A 15,825-nucleotide genomic window follows, 5' to 3' on the forward strand; every position below is an offset into this window, starting at 1 on the left:
CCCCTCTCCCCATCTTTGATTAAGGACGGGGAGGGGGAGCAGCTAGCACTTAATCTTCGCCTGGTGTCCGCTTGCGGTGCGGCTCCGCATCCACTGTGATGTACTGCGGCTCCTCGCAATCCAGGCGCATCGCGGTGAGCTTGCCGCCCCATACGCAACCGGTATCGATGCCGTATACGCCTAGGCCAGCAAAGCGCCCAAGTGCTGACCAGTGACCGCACACGATGCGCGCGTCGCGCTTGCGCATACCGGGTACTTCGAACCATGGATACATGCCGGGCTTTTGCGTGCCGGGTGCATCCTTACTTTCGAAATCGATGCGGCCGTTGACGTCGCAGTAGCGCATACGAGTCAGCGTATTGATTGACGCGCGCATGCGCTCGATGCCTTGCAGCCGGCTGGCCCACGCCGCAGGCCGGTTGCCGAAAAGATTCTTCAACAAACGCGGATGGCGTGGACTGGACAGCTCGCGCTCGATTTCCATGGCGCAGCGCTGCGCTTGTTTCAGCGTCCAGCTCGGCGCCAGACCCGCATGCACCATGGTCCAGCCGATCGTCTCGTCGTGATGGAGCAGCTTCTGCGTGCGCAACCAGTCGAGCAAGGTAGGCGCATCTTCTGCAAATAGCACTTCACGCAATTCCGGATTCACGCGCGCCTGCGCATCCTGCTTGCGCTGCCCGATGGCGAGCAGGCTGAGATCGTGGTTGCCTAGTGTGACCACCGAGTTGTCGCGCAATGAATAAACCAGGCGCAGCGTTTCCAGCGACTGTCCGCCGCGATTGACGAGATCACCGCAGAACCACAGACGATCTGCGGCCGGATCAAAGCGCAGTTTCTCCAGCAAGCGTTGCAATTCCGGATAGCAACCCTGGATATCGCCGATCGCGTAGATGGCCATCAGCGCATCACCTCGAAGATCTGCCGCGCGCCCGTCATAAACGAATCCTCGATCAATGCAGCGTTCGAGGGATGGAAAGCGTGAAAGCCGGGATGGGCGTTTCGAAGCGCGTACCGTCGTCAGCCATCATCTGATAGCTGCCGTGCATGGTGCCGACGGCCGTTTCCAGGACTGCGCCGGATGTGTATTCATAATCATCACCCGGACGCATCCACGGTTGTTCGCCCACCACACCTTCGCCGAACACTTCCTCCACCTTGCCGTTGGCATCCGTGATCACCCAATGGCGGGTGAGCAGGCGTGCAGGTACGCCCCCCGCGTTGTGCAACTTGATCGTGTAGGCAAAAACGTAGCGGTTCTCGTTAGGGGCGGACTGATCGGGGACGAAGCGGGTTTGCACCTGCACGTCGATCGTGTAGGGAGATTTCTTGATCATGGGCGCATTGTAGCGGAGTCGGAACACCGCGTAGGTTGGGGTACGGCCCAGCCGAACCCCAATATGATGTGCGGGTGACGTTGTCCCGGTTCGCCCTAGCAGGGAGCCTTGGCGAGCCTGACGAAATCTCCTGGCGCCAGGGTTTCGGCACGCGCTTTGGGATCGACATCCGCAGCTCGGATGGCATCGGCGTCCATCAGCTGGCGCAACGCATTGCCAAGCGTCTTGCGACGTTGTGCGAAGGCCGCCTTCACGATTGCGTACAAACGTGCCGGATCGGCGTCATGGCGCGCACCAGCAGGTAGCGGTACGAGTCGCACTACGGATGAATCCACTTTCGGTGGTGGCCGGAATGCGCCGGGCGGCACATCGAACAACGGCTCCACGCGACATGCGAGCTGCAACATGACAGATAGACGTCCATATACCTTGCTGCCGGGCTCCGCCGCCATGCGATCGACCACTTCCTTCTGCAACATGAAGTGCATGTCGGTAATCGCCGCCGAATGCTCGACGCAATGGAACAGGATCGGACTGGAGATGTAGTACGGCAGATTGCCCGCGATGCGCAATCGCGTTACACCTGCGCGATGTGCCATGGCGGTGAAATCCACTTTCAGCACGTCGGCGTGCACGATCGATAATTCGCCGATGCCTACCGCCTTGGCTTGCAGATCCGGAATCAAGTCCGTATCCAATTCGATGGCGGTGAGCTTTCCGGCGACCGTCAGCAACGGAAAGGTCAGTGCACCTTCTCCGGGACCGATCTCCACCAGGAAATCATCCGGACGGGGCGAGATGGCGGCGACGATGCGTTCGATGTAACGGCGTTCGTGCAGGAAGTGCTGGCCGAAACTTTTCTTGGGGCGGGCAGGAGCATTCATGGGTTTTTATGGGTGGTGCTGCGCGTGACCAGATCCAGCGCCATGCGCGCCGCAGCGATCAAGCTGGAAGGATCGGCCTTGCCTGTGCTGGCAAGATCCAGTGCCGTGCCGTGGTCCACCGAAGTACGAATGAAGGGAAGGCCAAGCGTGATGTTGACCGTGCGATCGAAGGCTTCGCTCTTCAACACTGGCAGCGCCTGGTCGTGATACATCGCCAGCACTGCATCGTAGCGTTCGCGCTGTGCGGGCACGAAAGCCGTATCGGCGGGGAGGGGGCCGAGCAACTGCATGCCTTCCTGGCGCAGCTTGTTCATCACAGGGATGATTGTATCGATCTCTTCGCGCCCGATATGGCCGCTTTCGCCAGCATGCGGATTGAGCCCGAGCACCGCGATGCGCGGTGCATCGAAGCCGAATTTCGCACACAGCTCTTGATGCACGATACGCAAGGTGCGCTCCAGCGACACAGCGTCAATGGCGGCCGATACGGCATGCAGCGGTAGGTGTGTAGTGGCCAGTGCCACGCGCAGTTCCGGGCTGGCCAGCATCATCACGACGTCGGCGCGGCTCTGCTCGGCGAAAAACTCAGTATGCCCGCTGAAGCGTATACCCGCGTCATTGATTGAAGACTTCTGCAGTGGCGCCGTGACGACGGCCGCGTAGCGGCCAGCCATGCAGCCGTTCGCAGCTTCGCTCAACGTGTCCAACACGTGACGGGCGTTGCGTGGATCAGGTTGGCCTGGCACCTCGGTCATCACCAATGGCACGTGCCGAACGCGCAGCGTGCCCGGTAGACGACGAGTGATGGCTTCGCCGTCGTCGTCGATTAATTGAAGCGAGGCGCCGCAACGCGTGGCAGCGCGTTCAAGCAGGGCGCGATCAGTGATCGCAACGAAATTGGCCGCCAACGAAGTGGCGGCCAATCGAACGAGCAACTCCGGACCGACACCTGCAGGCTCGCCGGCGGTGAGGGCGAGCCGCGGCAGCGCGAGCGTAGTCATGACTTTTACTCGCGCGGCATCGCCATTACGACGATGCCTTACTGTTGTCCGCGGCGGGTTCTTCCAGTTCTGGCACAAGAATCTTCACGTACGAGCCGGAGCGCAGGTCGCGCAGGAAGTCGTCATAGGCCTGGTCGGCCTTGCGGTTGCCAATGGCCTGGCGTGCCTGGTTGCGGGCGATCTCGTTGGTCATGTCGCTATTGCGCGTGCCCAGGCGCTGTAGCACGTGCCAGCCTGCTTCGCTCTGGAACGGTTGGGAGAGTTCGCCGTCCTTCATATCGGCCAGCTTCTGACCGATGAGCGTGCCCCAGTCGCCTTGCTGGAACCAACCCATGTCGCCACCGGCATTCGCAGTGGTGTCGTCATTGGAGTTGTCCTTCGCCAGCTTGGAGAAGTCTTCGTGCTTGTTGGCAATGCGGTTGTACATATCCTGCGCCTTCTGCTGCGCCTGCGTGGCTGACAGCAGTTCGCTCGGGCGAATCAGGATCTGGCGGGCGTGATACTCGGTGACCATCTGCTTGGACTGCGCACGCTGATCCACCAATTGAAGGATGTGGAAGCCGGTGGGGCCGTGCAGGATGCCACTGACTTCACCGGGCTTGAGACCGCCAATGGTGTCGACGAACGCAGCCGGCACTTCGTCCATGCGGCGCCAGCCCAGGTCACCGCCGTCCAATGCGTCCGGCGCATCGGAGAAACGGATGGCCGCAGCCTTGAACGGCATGCCACCCTTAACTGCGGCGAGTGCTTGCTCAGCCTTGCTCTGTGCAGTCTGGATGTCTGCTGCAGTGGCGCCGCCGGGGATGCTGATCTGGATGTGCGCCAGATGCACCTCGCCCGCCTTGTAGCTTGAACTGTTGAGCAGGTTATTGATTTCGCTCTCGGTCACCGATACCGAGTTGCGCACTACGTTCTCGTGCAGCTTCTGCACTACCAGCTGATCGTGCAATTGCTGGCGGTAGGCGGCATAGCTCATGCCGGTCTGCTCCACCGCAGCGCGCAACTGATCCGGGCTCATCTTGTTCTGCGATGCCACGGCCTGTACGGCCTGGTCGACATCGGCGTCGGAGACGCGGATGCCCTGGTCATCAGCGCGCTGCAACTGCAGCTTCATCAGCACCAAGCGGTCGAGCACCTGCCGGCGCAGCACGTCGATGGGCGGCAGCTGGCCTGGCTGATTGGCGTACTGCTGCTGGATCGCGGCGACGGCGTCGTTGAGCTCGCTCTGCAAGATCACTTCGTCTTCGACGACGGCGACGATGCGGTCGACCGGCCCGGAGCTCGAATCCTGCGGCTGCGGCGCCAGGAACTGGGCCTGGGCCAGCGACGGGATCGCCGTGACGATCGTCAGCAGGAACAACGCAAAAATCTGCTTCATCAGTGAACAGCCTTCTGTCGCCCGAGGGCGAAGGGGGTGGTAACGGTGTACTCAAAAACCAGCCGGGGCGGCCGCTTTTCCGAGGGCGTCCAAACCAGCCAGGACGCGCTTATTGATAGCCAAGGATATCACGCCGGATGACGCTCTCCGTCTGACCGCTGAAAGTACCCATGCCCTTGAATTCCAACTGGAACATGACGGCAGTATCGCTGTTCGGCGCGGTCTGGCCCGGTGGCAGGCTGGTGACCACGCCGTAGTAGCCGGTCACGTAGTGGCGGGCTACTACACTCACTTTCACGCAACATCCCTCGTACTGCACGCCGGCCAGAGCTTCCACGGTGCGCTTGTCCAACATCGAGTAGGTCCACTCGCCGATCAGACGCCAGCGTTCCGTGAGCGGATAGACCGCCGAGGCTTGATATTGTTCCAGCAGTCCGCGGCGGAACCGATAGGAGAAATTGAGGATGCCGTCAAAGCCCAGCCGGCGCTGCATCGTGAAGGTGCCGAGATCGGTGCGGCGGGAATTCGGGTTCCACAAGTATTCGGTGCTGGCCGTCCACTGGTCGTTGAGCTGGGTGTTCAGCTCAGTCACGTAATCCGAACCGCGCCAGTCGGTGGTGGCGGTGCAGCCAGCGACGGTGCTGTTGGAAACGGTGGTGCACGGCACCTGCACCTTCTGCGGCGTGAAGTAGCGAATCTGGCCGAACGTTGCCGACAAACGCTCCACACCGCCGTCGTCGAGCAGGCGGGTGGTGACCGCAGCCGTGAGGTTGTTCGCGTTCATCTGGCGGTCCGCGCCGGAGAACTGGTTCGGCGCGAACAGCATCCAGTCGTCGAAGGACATGGGTGCGGTATCGAACAGCGGCAAATTGTTCTGGTTGCGATACGGCACGTAGAGGTAATACAGCCGTGGCTCCAGCGTTTGCGTGTAATGCGTGTCGAACAGCGAGGTGCTGCGCTCGAAGATCAAGCCCTGGTCCAGGCTGATGATGGGTAGCGAGCGGCTCGGATCGCTTTGCGTGAACGGCGTGGTGCCGCTGCCCAGCTGCCCGTAATAGCTATAGCGCTGGTAACCGCCGTCCAGCGAATAGTCGGTGTAGCGGTAAGCCAGTTTGGGTCGGATGAACCAGGCGGGACCCTGGAAGTCCGCATCGACATACGGATACAGATCGATGCGGGCGCCTTCCACCTGATTGAACTTGTGGAAGTCCACCGCTTCGCTGGTCATGCCGACGTCGTACCAGCGCGCAAACGGGATATCCATATTGAACGTGGCACGCGGCAAGCGCTTGTACGGCTCCACGCTGTTCGCCTGCGATGGATCCACGTTCTGCCACATGTCGCCGCCGACTGATGCGCTCCACCAGTTGCCCGACCCGTTCAGATAAATGCTGGAATAGAGCAGCGCGGTGGAAATGGAGAACAGGTCGTTGCCGAAATCGCGCAAGTAATTCTGGTCTGACGCTCGCGTGATATTCGTGTTCAGCGACCATCCCGGCCACACGGCGGTGTTGTTGAGGATGTGATACAGGTAGCGCTGCTGACCCTGCGTGTCGATCGACGTCGAGGTGAGCTTCTGATCGTTGTAGTTGTCGTGCGGCAGGAATTCGACCTGGAATTCGCCGCTGGTTCTGGGAAACATGTAACGCACTTCGCCGGACAACATGGCGCCACGTAGGCTGTAGTAGCGCGGCGTGAGCGTGGCGTCGTAGTTGGGGGCCAGGTTGAAGTAGTACGGAATGCGGAACTGGTAGCCCGAGCGGCCGGTGTGCTCAAAATACGGATACAGGAAGCCGCTCTGGCGATCGTTGTTGAGCGGGAACGACATCCACGGGAAGTAGAAGAACGGCACGCCGTACATGCTCATCGTGGCGCTGTGTGCATAGCCGCGCCCGGTGGTGTCGTCGGTCTCGATCTGCTTGGCGCGGAGTTCCCAGATGTGCCGCCCGATGTCGCAAGTGGAATAGGTGGCCATCGTGTAGCGGTTGCGGTCCGCGTCCAGCATTTCCGCGCGCACCGCGGTGCCGTTGCCGTGCGAATCCAGCATCTGGTAACGCACTGTGCCAGTCGCCAGGCCTGTGCTGTTGTCGGTATTGCCGGTGATGTGGTCGGCCGATATCAGGTGCGTGGCTTCCTGGTAATGCACATTGCCACGGGCATCGTAATCAGTGGTGTCGCTGTTGTAGTCGGCGACATCCGCCTGCAGTTCCTGATCGGCGCGGATGGTCTTCACGTGGCCGCTCAGGTGATAGGTGATCTGATCCGGGCTTTCCACGTGGTCGGACCATACCTGGGTGTTGGCCGAGGCACGCAGAGCCGAATCCTTGCTCAGGAACGGATCGTAGAACTCCAGCATGCCGTTGGGCTTGCACAGCGCGAAGTTGTCGGGGCGGGGCGGGCAAATGAAGCTGCCCAGCGGGCAGATCACTTCCGTGCCGTTCAGCGTGGCCTTGGGGTGTTTGGTCTGGGACGAGGCATGAACGCCCTGACTGCTGAACAGAGCAGCGGCAGCAGCGATTGCTAGCAGGCGGCGTGGAGGCAGAGAACGCGAGGGCGACAGGCTCTTGGGCTTCACGGAGGCAATCAATCGGCGACGAAGGGGCGTTAAGCTATCAGAAAGGCCCTGTGGACGGCACGCATCTGTAGCGAGGAAGCGCATGAATCAGAACAAGCCTTACAAAACCGACGAGCAATGGCGCGCAAGTCTGAGTCCGGAGCAGTACGCAGTCTGCCGCTGCTCGGCCACCGAACCGCCTTTCAGCGGCAAGTGGTACCGGCACAAGGAAGCGGGAACCTACGTATGTGCGGCCTGCCAAACGCCCCTGTTCGCCTCCGAGACCAAATACGACTCCGGCTCCGGCTGGCCGAGTTTCTTCCAGCCGATCAAGCGGACGTCGGTGAATTTGCTGCCAGATGACAGCCACGGCATGCGCCGCACGGAAGTGCGTTGTGCAGTGTGCGAGTCGCACCTGGGGCATGTCTTTCCGGATGGGCCCAAGCCGACGGGAATGCGCTATTGCATCAATTCGGCGGCATTGGATTTTGAGCCTGACGCTCACTCCCTCTCTCCCTCGGAGTGAGGGGGCTCTTTAATCCATCAACGCGCTGACGTGGGCGCTGGCGCTAGCTGCCAGCGCCTGCAGGTCATATCCGCCTTCCAGCGTGGAAACCAGCTTGCCACCCGCGTGTGCGTGGGCCAGATCGACCAAGCGCTCGGTGATCCAGGCATAGTCCTCGGACTGCAGTTCGAGATTGGCTAGCGGATCGCGCTGATGAGCGTCGAAGCCGGCCGATACCAGTACCAGCTGCGGCTTGAACGCATGCAGTTTGGGTAGCAGTACATCGTTCCACAGCGTGCGGAATTCGTAAGAGCCTTCGCCAGGCGAGAGCGGCGCGTTGATGACGTTGCCCACGCCTTGTTCGTTAGCATTGCCCGTGCCGGGATAGAGCGGCTGCTGGTGGCTGGAAATGAACAGCACGCGCGGTTCCCGCTGAAAGATGTCCTGCGTACCGTTGCCGTGGTGCACGTCGAAATCGGCGATGGCTACCCGTTTCAGACCATGCGCGGCCAGCGCGTGCGCAGCACCCACGGCGATATTGTTGAACAAGCAGAAGCCCATCGCGGTGTCAGGCGTGGCGTGATGACCAGGCGGCCGCACCGCACAGAAGGCGCGCGTGGCGCGACCTGTCATCACCGCATCCACCGCGGCCACTACGGCGCCTGCCGCTCGCAGACCCGCCTCGGCCGAGGCGGGCGACATCAGAGTGTCCTCGTCCAGGCGCACCGTGTCCGACTCGGGCGTGATCGCCAGGATCCGATCGACGTGGGCCGGGGTATGCACCCGCAGCAGTTGCTCCCGCGTGACCCTTGGAGCTTCGACGCGGTCGATGGTGGCGAAGCGGTCTTGATCCAGCGCTTCCAGCACGGCACGCAAGCGAGCCGGTGATTCGGCGTGCCCCGGACCGGGATCGTGCTGCAGGCAGACGCTGTGAGTGAAAAGCTGCAGCATGCGGAAGCTCAGTGGGAAGCTGGCTTGCGGCGGCGCTCGTGCTGCCACAGCACTTCGCCGTGGCCGCTGCTACGAGCCAGCACCCGGCATAGCACGAACAGCAAGTCGGACAAACGGTTGAGATAGCGCTGTGCCTGCGGCCTGATCGTTTCCACGCGTCCCAGCGCAATCACTTCGCGCTCGGCGCGGCGGCACACGGTGCGCGCCAGATGACAGCAGGAAGCAGCCATGCCACCGCCCGGCAGGATGAAATCCTTCAGCGGCGGCAGCGGTTCGTTGAATTGATCCAGCACGTGCTCCAGGCCATCGATATCGGCGTCCTCGATCATCGCCATGCCGGGGATGCACAGCTCTCCGCCGAGATCGAACAACTCGTGCTGCACCTGGGTAAGCGTTTCGCGCACGGCATCGTCCACGCCTTCAGCAGCCAGCACCATGCCGATGGTGCTGTTGAGTTCGTCCACCGTGCCGTAAGCCGAGACCCGCAACGAATCCTTCGCGACGCGCGAGCCGTCGCCCAGGCCAGTGGTGCCGTCGTCACCCGTACGGGTGTAAATCTTCGAAAGCCGGTTACCCATTAATGCTGCACTTGACCGCTATGCGCCAGGCGGCCGAGCTGCGTGACGAGCACATGCAACACCGCACCCAGGCCCACATAGACCGCGGTGGTTTCAAGGAACGGCAGATACCAGTCGCCCAGGTTTGCGAACCACGCACCAAAGCTCTTCGGCGCCGGCACATGGGCGCTCAACCAGTAATAGCTGCCGTTGGAAATCACGTAGCAGGCGTTCTCGCTCACCAGCAGCACGGCGATCGCCATGCCCAACGTGGAGAGCGTGATGCCGCGTTGATGCTTGGCCAGCCAGCTGCCGCCCATCCACAGCGCGCCATAGGCAGGAATCAGGAACCAGTAGCCCAGCGACACGCAGTAGTGATCCCAGAAGCTGATGCCCATGCGCGTGATGACGAGGTAATCGACCAGTACCGCTTCGGCCATCAGCAGCGGAAACGCCCAGCGACCGGTGCCACGCAGCCAGAAACCGGCCAGGAAGAACACGCCCCACGACGCGTCCCAAATGTCGTGATGAAACAGCGACAAATGCACGCGGGTCGCCGCCATCACCAAGGCGAGCGCAGCGAGAATGCCAAGACGCTGGGTTTGTGTCGTAGCCATGAAGAAACTCCCTGAGAAAGCAGACGGCTCATTGAGAAGACGCCCAGTTTAGCCCAATGCGGAGTGACACACGCACCGCGTATCATCCGCGCATGACTATCTCTCCCCCCTTTGCGCCTGAAGGCAACGTCCTGGTGGTCGGCGGTGGCCTTGTCGGCGCCAGCCTGGCGATCGCGCTGGATGCGGCCGGATGTCGCGTCACGCTGGTCGAAGCTGCCGCACCACGCACCGACGCGCAGCCCAGTTATGACGAACGCAACCTTGCGCTCGCCCGCACCACCGTAAATGGCTTGGACTCCATCGGCGTATGGACGCTTACTGCCGGGCAGGCCACGCCGATTCGACACATCCATGTCAGTCGCGCCGGTGAATTTGGCAGTGCACGCCTGGATGCGAAAAAACATGGCGTCGACGCCTTGGGTTGGACCTTGCCCGCCCGCGAACTGGGCACCGCCTTGCTGCGCCGACTGGATACCTGCAAGCAACTGGTGCGCCTTGCGCCGGCCAGCCTCACCGGTTTGACGAAGTTCGATGACGGCTGGCGCGCGGAGATCAATACGCCGGAAGGAACGCAACACATCGATGCCGCCTTGTTGGTTGGTGCGGACGGCACTGAGTCGTTCGTGCGCGCGCAGCTCGGTATCGAGGCGGATGTGCACGATTACCAGCAGACACTATTCGTATGCACGGTGACACCGGAGCGTGATCCGGAGAATCGCGCATGGGAGCGTTTTTCCGACGAAGGTCCCATCGCCATGCTGCCGTTGGGCGAACGTCGCTGCGGTCTCGTGCTGACGGTTGATACAGATGTTGCGGCAGACGTCGCGGGCTTGAACGATGCGGATTTCATCGCGCTTGCGCAGAAGCGTTTTGGCTGGCGGCTGGGGCGGCTCAGTCGTCCCGGCAAGCGTCATCCGTACGCGATCAAGCGTGTCGCTGCGCGCAGCTTGATCGCGCCGCGTGCCGTGCTGGTGGGCAATGCTGCGCAGACCGTCCACCCCATTGGCGCGCAAGGCTTCAACCTCGGATTGCGCGATGCATTGACGCTTGCCGAACTGATTGCCGAAAGCGTGGATCCTGGTGCGCAGGATCTGCTCGAACGTTATGCCTCACGCCGCGCACCAGACCGCGAAGGCACCATGGCGATGAGTCATGATCTGGTGCGATTTGCCTGCATGCCGCAGCCGTTATTGGCGCCGTTTCGTTCCCTCGCCTTGCTGGCTTACGATCGCGTGCCACCGTTGCAGCGGATTCTGGCTCGACGCGGCATGGGTTTCCGCGGCGAGCCGCCGCGTGCCGTTTTGGAGCGTGTGCCGTGAGAACGATTCCTGCAACACAGCGTCGCGCACCGGCGTTGGATATCGCCGTGGTGGGCGGCGGCATGGTGGGGGCTGCCGCGGCGCTCGCGTTGAGCCGTGCCGGCTTCAGCACGGCCTTGCTGGAAGCGCGTCCGCCATCGCCATGGCAGCAGCAGGACGACGTGGACTTGCGCGTCGTCGGCCTTGCGCCTTCGTCGATCAAACTGCTGGATGAGCTGGGTGTCTGGACGTCCATTCGCAATGCCCGAGCCTGTCCCTATGCGCACATGCACGTGTGGGATGCGGAGAACGGCGCCGCGATCGATTTCGATGCTGCTGACGAAGGTCGCGACCAGCTCGGCTACATCGTCGAGAACAATCTGGTGCAGTGGACGTTGTGGCAGGCACTGGATGCAGCGGGTGTGCAGCGCTTATGTCCAGCCACCGTCAAGGATTTCGAAACACGCACCGATCGCGTCGTGCTGGAACTGGCCGATGGCGAAAGCGTGGGAGTGCGTTTGCTGATCGCGGCCGACGGCGGTGGCTCACCCTTGCGTGAGCGCGCCGGCATCAAGACGCATGGTCGCGACTACACGCAGCGCGCCGTGGTGGCGCATGTCACCACCGAGCGCCCGCATGCGCATGCCTGCTGGCAGCGCTTTCTTCCTACCGGGCCGTTGGCCTTGTTGCCGCTGGCGGACGGTCGCAGTTCCATCGTGTGGTCGTTGCCCGAAGATGAAGCGCGACGCGTGCAGGCGCTTGACGACGAAACGTTCGTCAAGAAGCTCGGCATCGCCAGTGATTTTCGTCTTGGGCGCATCACTGCCACGACACCGCGCGCGGCCTTTCCCTTGAAACTGCAACTCGCCGAGAACTACCAGGCCGAGCGCTTCGTGTTGCTGGGTGACGCGGCGCATATGGTGCATCCGCTAGCCGGGCAAGGTGTGAATCTGGGGCTGCGTGACGTGGCAGAACTACGCGATACCTTGGCGGCTGCCCGCGATGCGGGACGCGATTTTGCTTCATCGCAGGTGCTGCGCCGCTATGCGCGCCGCCGCCGGAGTGCGGATACGCTGGATGCCTATGGCTTCGATGCGCTTGCACGTATTTATGCGTGGCAAAGCGCGCCATGGGTGGCTATGCGTGGCCTTGGCGTGCGTGTTGTCGATCGCCTGTTGCCGTTGAAGCGGCGCTTGGCTGAGCATGCGGCGGGACTTTAGCGTTTGCTTTGATCCAAGCGAGATATAACTCCCTCCCCTGCAAGCAAGGGAAGGGGAACTCCAGGTGTTGATCTAGCTTCTCTCACCATCAAACAGAGGAATCAGCTATGCGTTTCATTCGAGCAGTCTGTCTCGCATTACTCGCCGGCCTCAGTTTCGCCGCGCAAGCCAAGATGGTGCATCGCCCGGTGGAATGGACTCTCGACGGCACGCATTTCAAGAGCGTGCTGATCTACGACGACACCGACCACGCCAAGCGCCCTGGCCTGGTGATGGTGCCGAACTGGTACGGTGTGAACGATGTGGCCATCAAGAAGGCCGAGATGATCGCGGGCAAGGACTACGTGATCCTGCTCACCGACATGTATGGCGAAAACGTCCGGCCGCAGGTCGGGCACGCCGATCAGGCGAAGGCCGCTGCTACGCCGCTCTATAGCGACCGTGCGCTGATGCGCAAGCGCATCAATGAAGCGCTCTCGCAATTGAAGGCGCAGGCAGCGAATGCGCCGATCGATACCGGCAAGCTCGCCGCGATTGGTTTCTGCTTTGGCGGTTCCGCCGTGCTTGATCTGGCGCGCAGCGGTGCAGATGTCGCGGCGGTCGTGTCATTCCACGGCGGCTTGGCCACCGACGATCCGGCGTTGGCGAAGAACATCAAGGCGCGCGTGCTGGTAATGAATGGTGCCGACGACAAGGGCACCATGCCCGACGCCGATAAGTTCCTGGACGAAATGCGCTCAAGCTCCGCCGATTGGGAGTTCCTGGTGCTCGGCAATTCCGTGCATTGCTTTACCGAAACGGAAGAGAACTCGCCGGGCTGCAAATATGATCCACGCGCTGCCGCGCGTAGTTACCGCTTGATGCACGATTGGCTGCACGCGGCATTCAGCGGTACGCCTTAATGAGGAACTCCCCTCTCCCTTCGGGACCTGATTAGCGTCTCGCCTCAGCTGGGCATGTGGTGGTGTTGGGGCATTGCCTGCGGCGCTTTCGGACGCCGTGGGCGCCCGAGTCACTTTTCTTTGCTGGCCCAAAGAAAAGTAACCCAAAGAAATGGCCTGAGAAGCTCGCGGCATGGGTAAGGTAAAAGCCTGAACGTGTATGGCTAGATCGAAGGTTGCTCGCCCATGGTTCAACGTCCCCGCTATACCGCGAGGCGTCGAAGCACTGAGGGCTTAAAGCCTGCTTGCCCACAGGTTGAGCTTTGCCGAGGTCTGCCCGATCTGCCTTAAGTCCTCAGCGCTCTGCCGCCTCGCGGTATAGCGGGGTTATGGAAGCTTGGCCCGCCAACGATCAAAGCAAGGCGTCATCCTTCAGGCTTGTAACTTGCACAGGCCATGAGCTCTTCAGGCCATTTCTTTGGGTTACTTTTCTTTGGGCCAGCAAAGAAAAGTGACTCGGGCCCTTTAGGGTCCGAAAGCTCCGAAAGCGCCGCAGGCAATGGTCCAACATCACGACATGCCCAGCTGAGGCAAGACGCTAATCAGGCGGAAGGGAGAGGGTGGCTTTCCCGGCGTGTCATGATTCAGAAGGTTCGCTGCACCGAGTAATCCGCCAGCGTCGCCAGCGCATCCCGATAAGACGAAGCCGGCAGCAAGCTCAGCGCCTCACGCGCCGCACGCGCATGCCGCAGCGCGCATTCGCGCGTGCGTTCGATCGCACCCGATTCGCGGATGGCAGTGAGGATATGGTCGAGCGAATCCAGGCCGCCATGCTCAATGGCGTGGCGCATCGCGCGTGCCTGCTCGGCGCCGACACGTTGTAACGCATAAATCATTGGCAGCGTCGGCTTGCCCTCGGCGAGATCATCGCCGATGTTCTTGCCCAGTGTGTCGGCATCGCTGATGTAGTCGAGCAGGTCGTCGGCAATCTGGAAGGCATAACCAAGCTGCATGCCATAGCGGCGCAGCGCCGCCACCTGTGCCTCTGGCAGCCCACCCAGCAAGCCGCCGAGTTGCGTAGCTGCGGCAAACAGCACCGCTGTCTTGCGCTCGATCACCGCTAGGTAGGCAGCTTCATCAACATCGGCATTGCCGATGTTGAGCAACTGCAGTACCTCGCCTTCGGCAATGGTGTTGGTGGTGTCGGCGAGGATGCGCATGATGCGCATGTCGTCCAGTTCCACCATCAGCTGGAACGAGCGCGAATAGAGGAAGTCGCCCACCAGCACGCTAGCCGCATTACCCCACAGCGCGTTGGCGGTCTTGCGGCCACGGCGCAGATCCGACTCGTCCACCACGTCATCGTGCAGCAGGGTGGAGGTGTGGATGAACTCGATCACCGCCGCTAGTTTGATGTGCTTGTCGCCGTTATAACCGGCAGTGCGCGCGGCGAGGGCATGCAGCATGGGGCGCAGGCGCTTGCCGCCGCCGGCGATGATGTGATCGGCGATCTGATTGATCAGCACCACGTCGGAAGCCAACCGCTGACGGACCAGGGCATCGATGCGCTGCATGTCGCTTTCAGCTAGGGCGCGTACCCCGGCAAAGTCGCGTGCCGGGTCGATGGTCTGGAGAACGGAGGTGTTCATGCGGCTGGGGCTGGACATAGAACCTCGATTATAGAGGCGGCGGCCGTGCTACGTGTGATTCGGCATGAAGGTTGGCCGTTCTCAATGACGAACGGAAGGTTGCCCGGCAGGTTTTCTACGTCCGTCGGCGGCTTGCACTGGGGGCTATGCGGGCCGTGGGGAGATGTTGAACAGCCTCTCGGATACCATGGCGCCGGCTTCCGGACGGAACAACGATGAGCGATCGGGTACTCAACCGCAGACAGGAGCAGCTCGTAGCGCGCGTGCGCGAGGAAGGCTTCGCCACCGTGGAGGATCTGGCCGGGCATTTCGAGGTGACCCAGCAGACCATCCGTCGCGATTTGGCCGCGCTGTGTGATGCCGGCCTGCTGCGCCGCTATCACGGTGGTGTCAGCCTGCCTTCGAGCGTCGAAAACCTCGCCTACACCAAGCGGCAGAACCTGTGGCAGGAGGAAAAGCTGCGCATCGCTGCTTTGTTGGCGCAACACATCCCCGACGACGCCTCACTGTTCATCAACCTGGGCACCACCAATGAGGACGTGGCGCGTGCGCTGATGAACCACCGAGGCCTGCGCGTGATCACCAACAATCTCAACGTGGCGATCATGCTCAGCGAAAACCCCAGCTTTGAAGTCATCGTGGCGGGTGGTGTGGTACGTGGACGCGATCATGGCGTGACGGGTCAGCCGACGATCGAGCTGATTCGCCAGTTCAAGGTCGACTTCGGGGTGATCGGTATTTCCGGTATCGATCCGGACGGCACCTTGTTCGATTTCGATCTGCATGAAGTGCGGGTGGCGCAGGCCATCATTGAGCATTCCCGGCAGGTGTTCCTCGCGGCGGACCACAGCAAGGTGGGGCGCGATGCCCTGGTGCGCCTGGGGCCGATTTCCCTGGTCCATGCCTGGTTTACCGATCGTGCGCCGCCGCCTGAGTTGGCCCCTGTGCTGGCGGAAGCAGGCACGCAGGTGCATGTGGCCGCGGAACCATGATCCT

The 15,825-nt window shown here is 61.8% G+C and carries 15 protein-coding genes; 5 read left to right on the plus strand and 10 right to left on the minus strand.

The window, feature by feature from the left end; all coding sequences use genetic code 11:
- Nucleotides 1-49: 49 nt before the first annotated feature.
- From QQJ86_RS09975 to QQJ86_RS10000, 6 genes are all read right to left on the minus strand, one after another.
- On the minus strand, nucleotides 50-898 hold the full coding sequence (locus QQJ86_RS09975; protein ID WP_284320789.1) for a symmetrical bis(5'-nucleosyl)-tetraphosphatase: 849 nt from the start codon (nucleotides 896-898) through the stop codon (nucleotides 50-52).
- Between the two features lie 52 nt (nucleotides 899-950).
- Entirely contained in the window at nucleotides 951-1,334 is a 384-nt protein-coding gene (gene apaG, locus QQJ86_RS09980) for a Co2+/Mg2+ efflux protein ApaG (RefSeq protein ID WP_284320790.1), read from the minus strand.
- Nucleotides 1,335-1,429: 95 nt separating this feature from the next.
- Nucleotides 1,430-2,218 carry a 16S rRNA (adenine(1518)-N(6)/adenine(1519)-N(6))-dimethyltransferase RsmA gene (gene rsmA / locus QQJ86_RS09985; protein WP_284320791.1) on the minus strand — a complete coding sequence of 263 codons (789 nt, stop codon included), beginning with the start codon at nucleotides 2,216-2,218 and terminating at the stop codon, nucleotides 1,430-1,432.
- Complete coding sequence (pdxA, locus tag QQJ86_RS09990) at nucleotides 2,215-3,219, minus strand: 4-hydroxythreonine-4-phosphate dehydrogenase PdxA (protein WP_284320792.1); 1,005 nt, start codon at nucleotides 3,217-3,219, stop codon at nucleotides 2,215-2,217. Before pdxA ends, rsmA begins: the two co-directional genes overlap by 4 nt.
- A gap of 25 nt (nucleotides 3,220-3,244) precedes the next feature.
- Complete coding sequence (locus tag QQJ86_RS09995) at nucleotides 3,245-4,597, minus strand: peptidylprolyl isomerase (RefSeq protein WP_284320793.1); 1,353 nt, start codon at nucleotides 4,595-4,597, stop codon at nucleotides 3,245-3,247.
- Between the two features lie 109 nt (nucleotides 4,598-4,706).
- Nucleotides 4,707-7,172 carry an LPS-assembly protein LptD gene (locus QQJ86_RS10000; protein ID WP_284320794.1) on the minus strand — a complete coding sequence of 822 codons (2,466 nt, stop codon included), beginning with the start codon at nucleotides 7,170-7,172 and terminating at the stop codon, nucleotides 4,707-4,709.
- A gap of 82 nt (nucleotides 7,173-7,254) precedes the next feature.
- Here QQJ86_RS10000 and msrB point away from each other — a divergent pair, with 82 nt between their 5' ends.
- Nucleotides 7,255-7,677: a peptide-methionine (R)-S-oxide reductase MsrB gene (gene msrB / locus QQJ86_RS10005; protein ID WP_284320795.1), complete on the plus strand. Its 423-nt coding sequence runs from the start codon at nucleotides 7,255-7,257 to the stop codon at nucleotides 7,675-7,677.
- A gap of 9 nt (nucleotides 7,678-7,686) precedes the next feature.
- On the opposite strand, the gene QQJ86_RS10010 is transcribed toward msrB, so the two are convergent.
- Genes QQJ86_RS10010 through QQJ86_RS10020 form a run of 3 tightly spaced genes read right to left on the minus strand, consistent with a single transcriptional unit; the run spans nucleotide 7,687 to nucleotide 9,781 of the window.
- Entirely contained in the window at nucleotides 7,687-8,607 is a 921-nt protein-coding gene (locus QQJ86_RS10010; RefSeq protein WP_284320796.1) for a histone deacetylase family protein, read from the minus strand.
- 8 nt (nucleotides 8,608-8,615) lie between these two features.
- On the minus strand, nucleotides 8,616-9,185 hold the full coding sequence (locus QQJ86_RS10015) for a cob(I)yrinic acid a,c-diamide adenosyltransferase (RefSeq protein ID WP_284320797.1): 570 nt from the start codon (nucleotides 9,183-9,185) through the stop codon (nucleotides 8,616-8,618).
- Nucleotides 9,185-9,781, minus strand: coding sequence for a hypothetical protein (locus QQJ86_RS10020; RefSeq protein WP_284320798.1), 597 nt, complete (start codon nucleotides 9,779-9,781; stop codon nucleotides 9,185-9,187). Before QQJ86_RS10020 ends, QQJ86_RS10015 begins: the two co-directional genes overlap by 1 nt.
- A gap of 92 nt (nucleotides 9,782-9,873) precedes the next feature.
- Here QQJ86_RS10020 and ubiH point away from each other — a divergent pair, with 92 nt between their 5' ends.
- From ubiH to QQJ86_RS10035, 3 genes are all read left to right on the plus strand, one after another.
- Nucleotides 9,874-11,100: a 2-octaprenyl-6-methoxyphenyl hydroxylase gene (gene ubiH / locus QQJ86_RS10025; RefSeq protein ID WP_284320799.1), complete on the plus strand. Its 1,227-nt coding sequence runs from the start codon at nucleotides 9,874-9,876 to the stop codon at nucleotides 11,098-11,100.
- Nucleotides 11,097-12,299, plus strand: coding sequence for a UbiH/UbiF/VisC/COQ6 family ubiquinone biosynthesis hydroxylase (locus tag QQJ86_RS10030; RefSeq protein WP_284320800.1), 1,203 nt, complete (start codon nucleotides 11,097-11,099; stop codon nucleotides 12,297-12,299). The genes ubiH and QQJ86_RS10030 overlap by 4 nt, the downstream gene beginning before the upstream one ends.
- 107 nt (nucleotides 12,300-12,406) lie before the next feature.
- The gene (locus tag QQJ86_RS10035; protein WP_284320801.1) at nucleotides 12,407-13,201 is read left to right on the plus strand and encodes a dienelactone hydrolase family protein; all 795 of its coding nucleotides are present in this window, start codon (nucleotides 12,407-12,409) and stop codon (nucleotides 13,199-13,201) included.
- 623 nt (nucleotides 13,202-13,824) lie between these two features.
- Here QQJ86_RS10035 and QQJ86_RS10040 read toward each other — a convergent pair.
- Nucleotides 13,825-14,847, minus strand: coding sequence for a polyprenyl synthetase family protein (locus QQJ86_RS10040; protein ID WP_423372834.1), 1,023 nt, complete (start codon nucleotides 14,845-14,847; stop codon nucleotides 13,825-13,827).
- A 197-nt stretch (nucleotides 14,848-15,044) separates the two neighbouring features.
- Here QQJ86_RS10040 and QQJ86_RS10045 point away from each other — a divergent pair, with 197 nt between their 5' ends.
- Entirely contained in the window at nucleotides 15,045-15,821 is a 777-nt protein-coding gene (locus QQJ86_RS10045; RefSeq protein ID WP_284320802.1) for a DeoR/GlpR family DNA-binding transcription regulator, read from the plus strand.
- The last annotated feature ends 4 nt before the right edge of the window (nucleotides 15,822-15,825 follow it).

Source organism: Dyella acidisoli, assembly GCF_030160295.1.
GTDB classification, from domain to species: domain Bacteria; phylum Pseudomonadota; class Gammaproteobacteria; order Xanthomonadales; family Rhodanobacteraceae; genus Dyella_B; species Dyella_B acidisoli.

Coding starts and splice junctions, on each gene's coding strand:
- QQJ86_RS09975 (WP_284320789.1), bottom strand. CDS start 898: ATGGCCATCTACGCGATCGGCGATATCCAGGGTTGCTATCCGGAATTG.
- apaG (WP_284320790.1), bottom strand. CDS start 1,334: ATGATCAAGAAATCTCCCTACACGATCGACGTGCAGGTGCAAACCCGC.
- rsmA (WP_284320791.1), bottom strand. CDS start 2,218: ATGAATGCTCCTGCCCGCCCCAAGAAAAGTTTCGGCCAGCACTTCCTG.
- pdxA (WP_284320792.1), bottom strand. CDS start 3,219: ATGACTACGCTCGCGCTGCCGCGGCTCGCCCTCACCGCCGGCGAGCCT.
- QQJ86_RS09995 (WP_284320793.1), bottom strand. CDS start 4,597: ATGAAGCAGATTTTTGCGTTGTTCCTGCTGACGATCGTCACGGCGATC.
- msrB (WP_284320795.1), top strand. CDS start 7,255: ATGAATCAGAACAAGCCTTACAAAACCGACGAGCAATGGCGCGCAAGT.
- QQJ86_RS10010 (WP_284320796.1), bottom strand. CDS start 8,607: ATGCTGCAGCTTTTCACTCACAGCGTCTGCCTGCAGCACGATCCCGGT.
- QQJ86_RS10015 (WP_284320797.1), bottom strand. CDS start 9,185: ATGGGTAACCGGCTTTCGAAGATTTACACCCGTACGGGTGACGACGGC.
- QQJ86_RS10020 (WP_284320798.1), bottom strand. CDS start 9,781: ATGGCTACGACACAAACCCAGCGTCTTGGCATTCTCGCTGCGCTCGCC.
- ubiH (WP_284320799.1), top strand. CDS start 9,874: ATGACTATCTCTCCCCCCTTTGCGCCTGAAGGCAACGTCCTGGTGGTC.
- QQJ86_RS10035 (WP_284320801.1), top strand. CDS start 12,407: ATGCGTTTCATTCGAGCAGTCTGTCTCGCATTACTCGCCGGCCTCAGT.
- QQJ86_RS10040 (WP_423372834.1), bottom strand. CDS start 14,847: ATGTCCAGCCCCAGCCGCATGAACACCTCCGTTCTCCAGACCATCGAC.
- QQJ86_RS10045 (WP_284320802.1), top strand. CDS start 15,045: ATGAGCGATCGGGTACTCAACCGCAGACAGGAGCAGCTCGTAGCGCGC.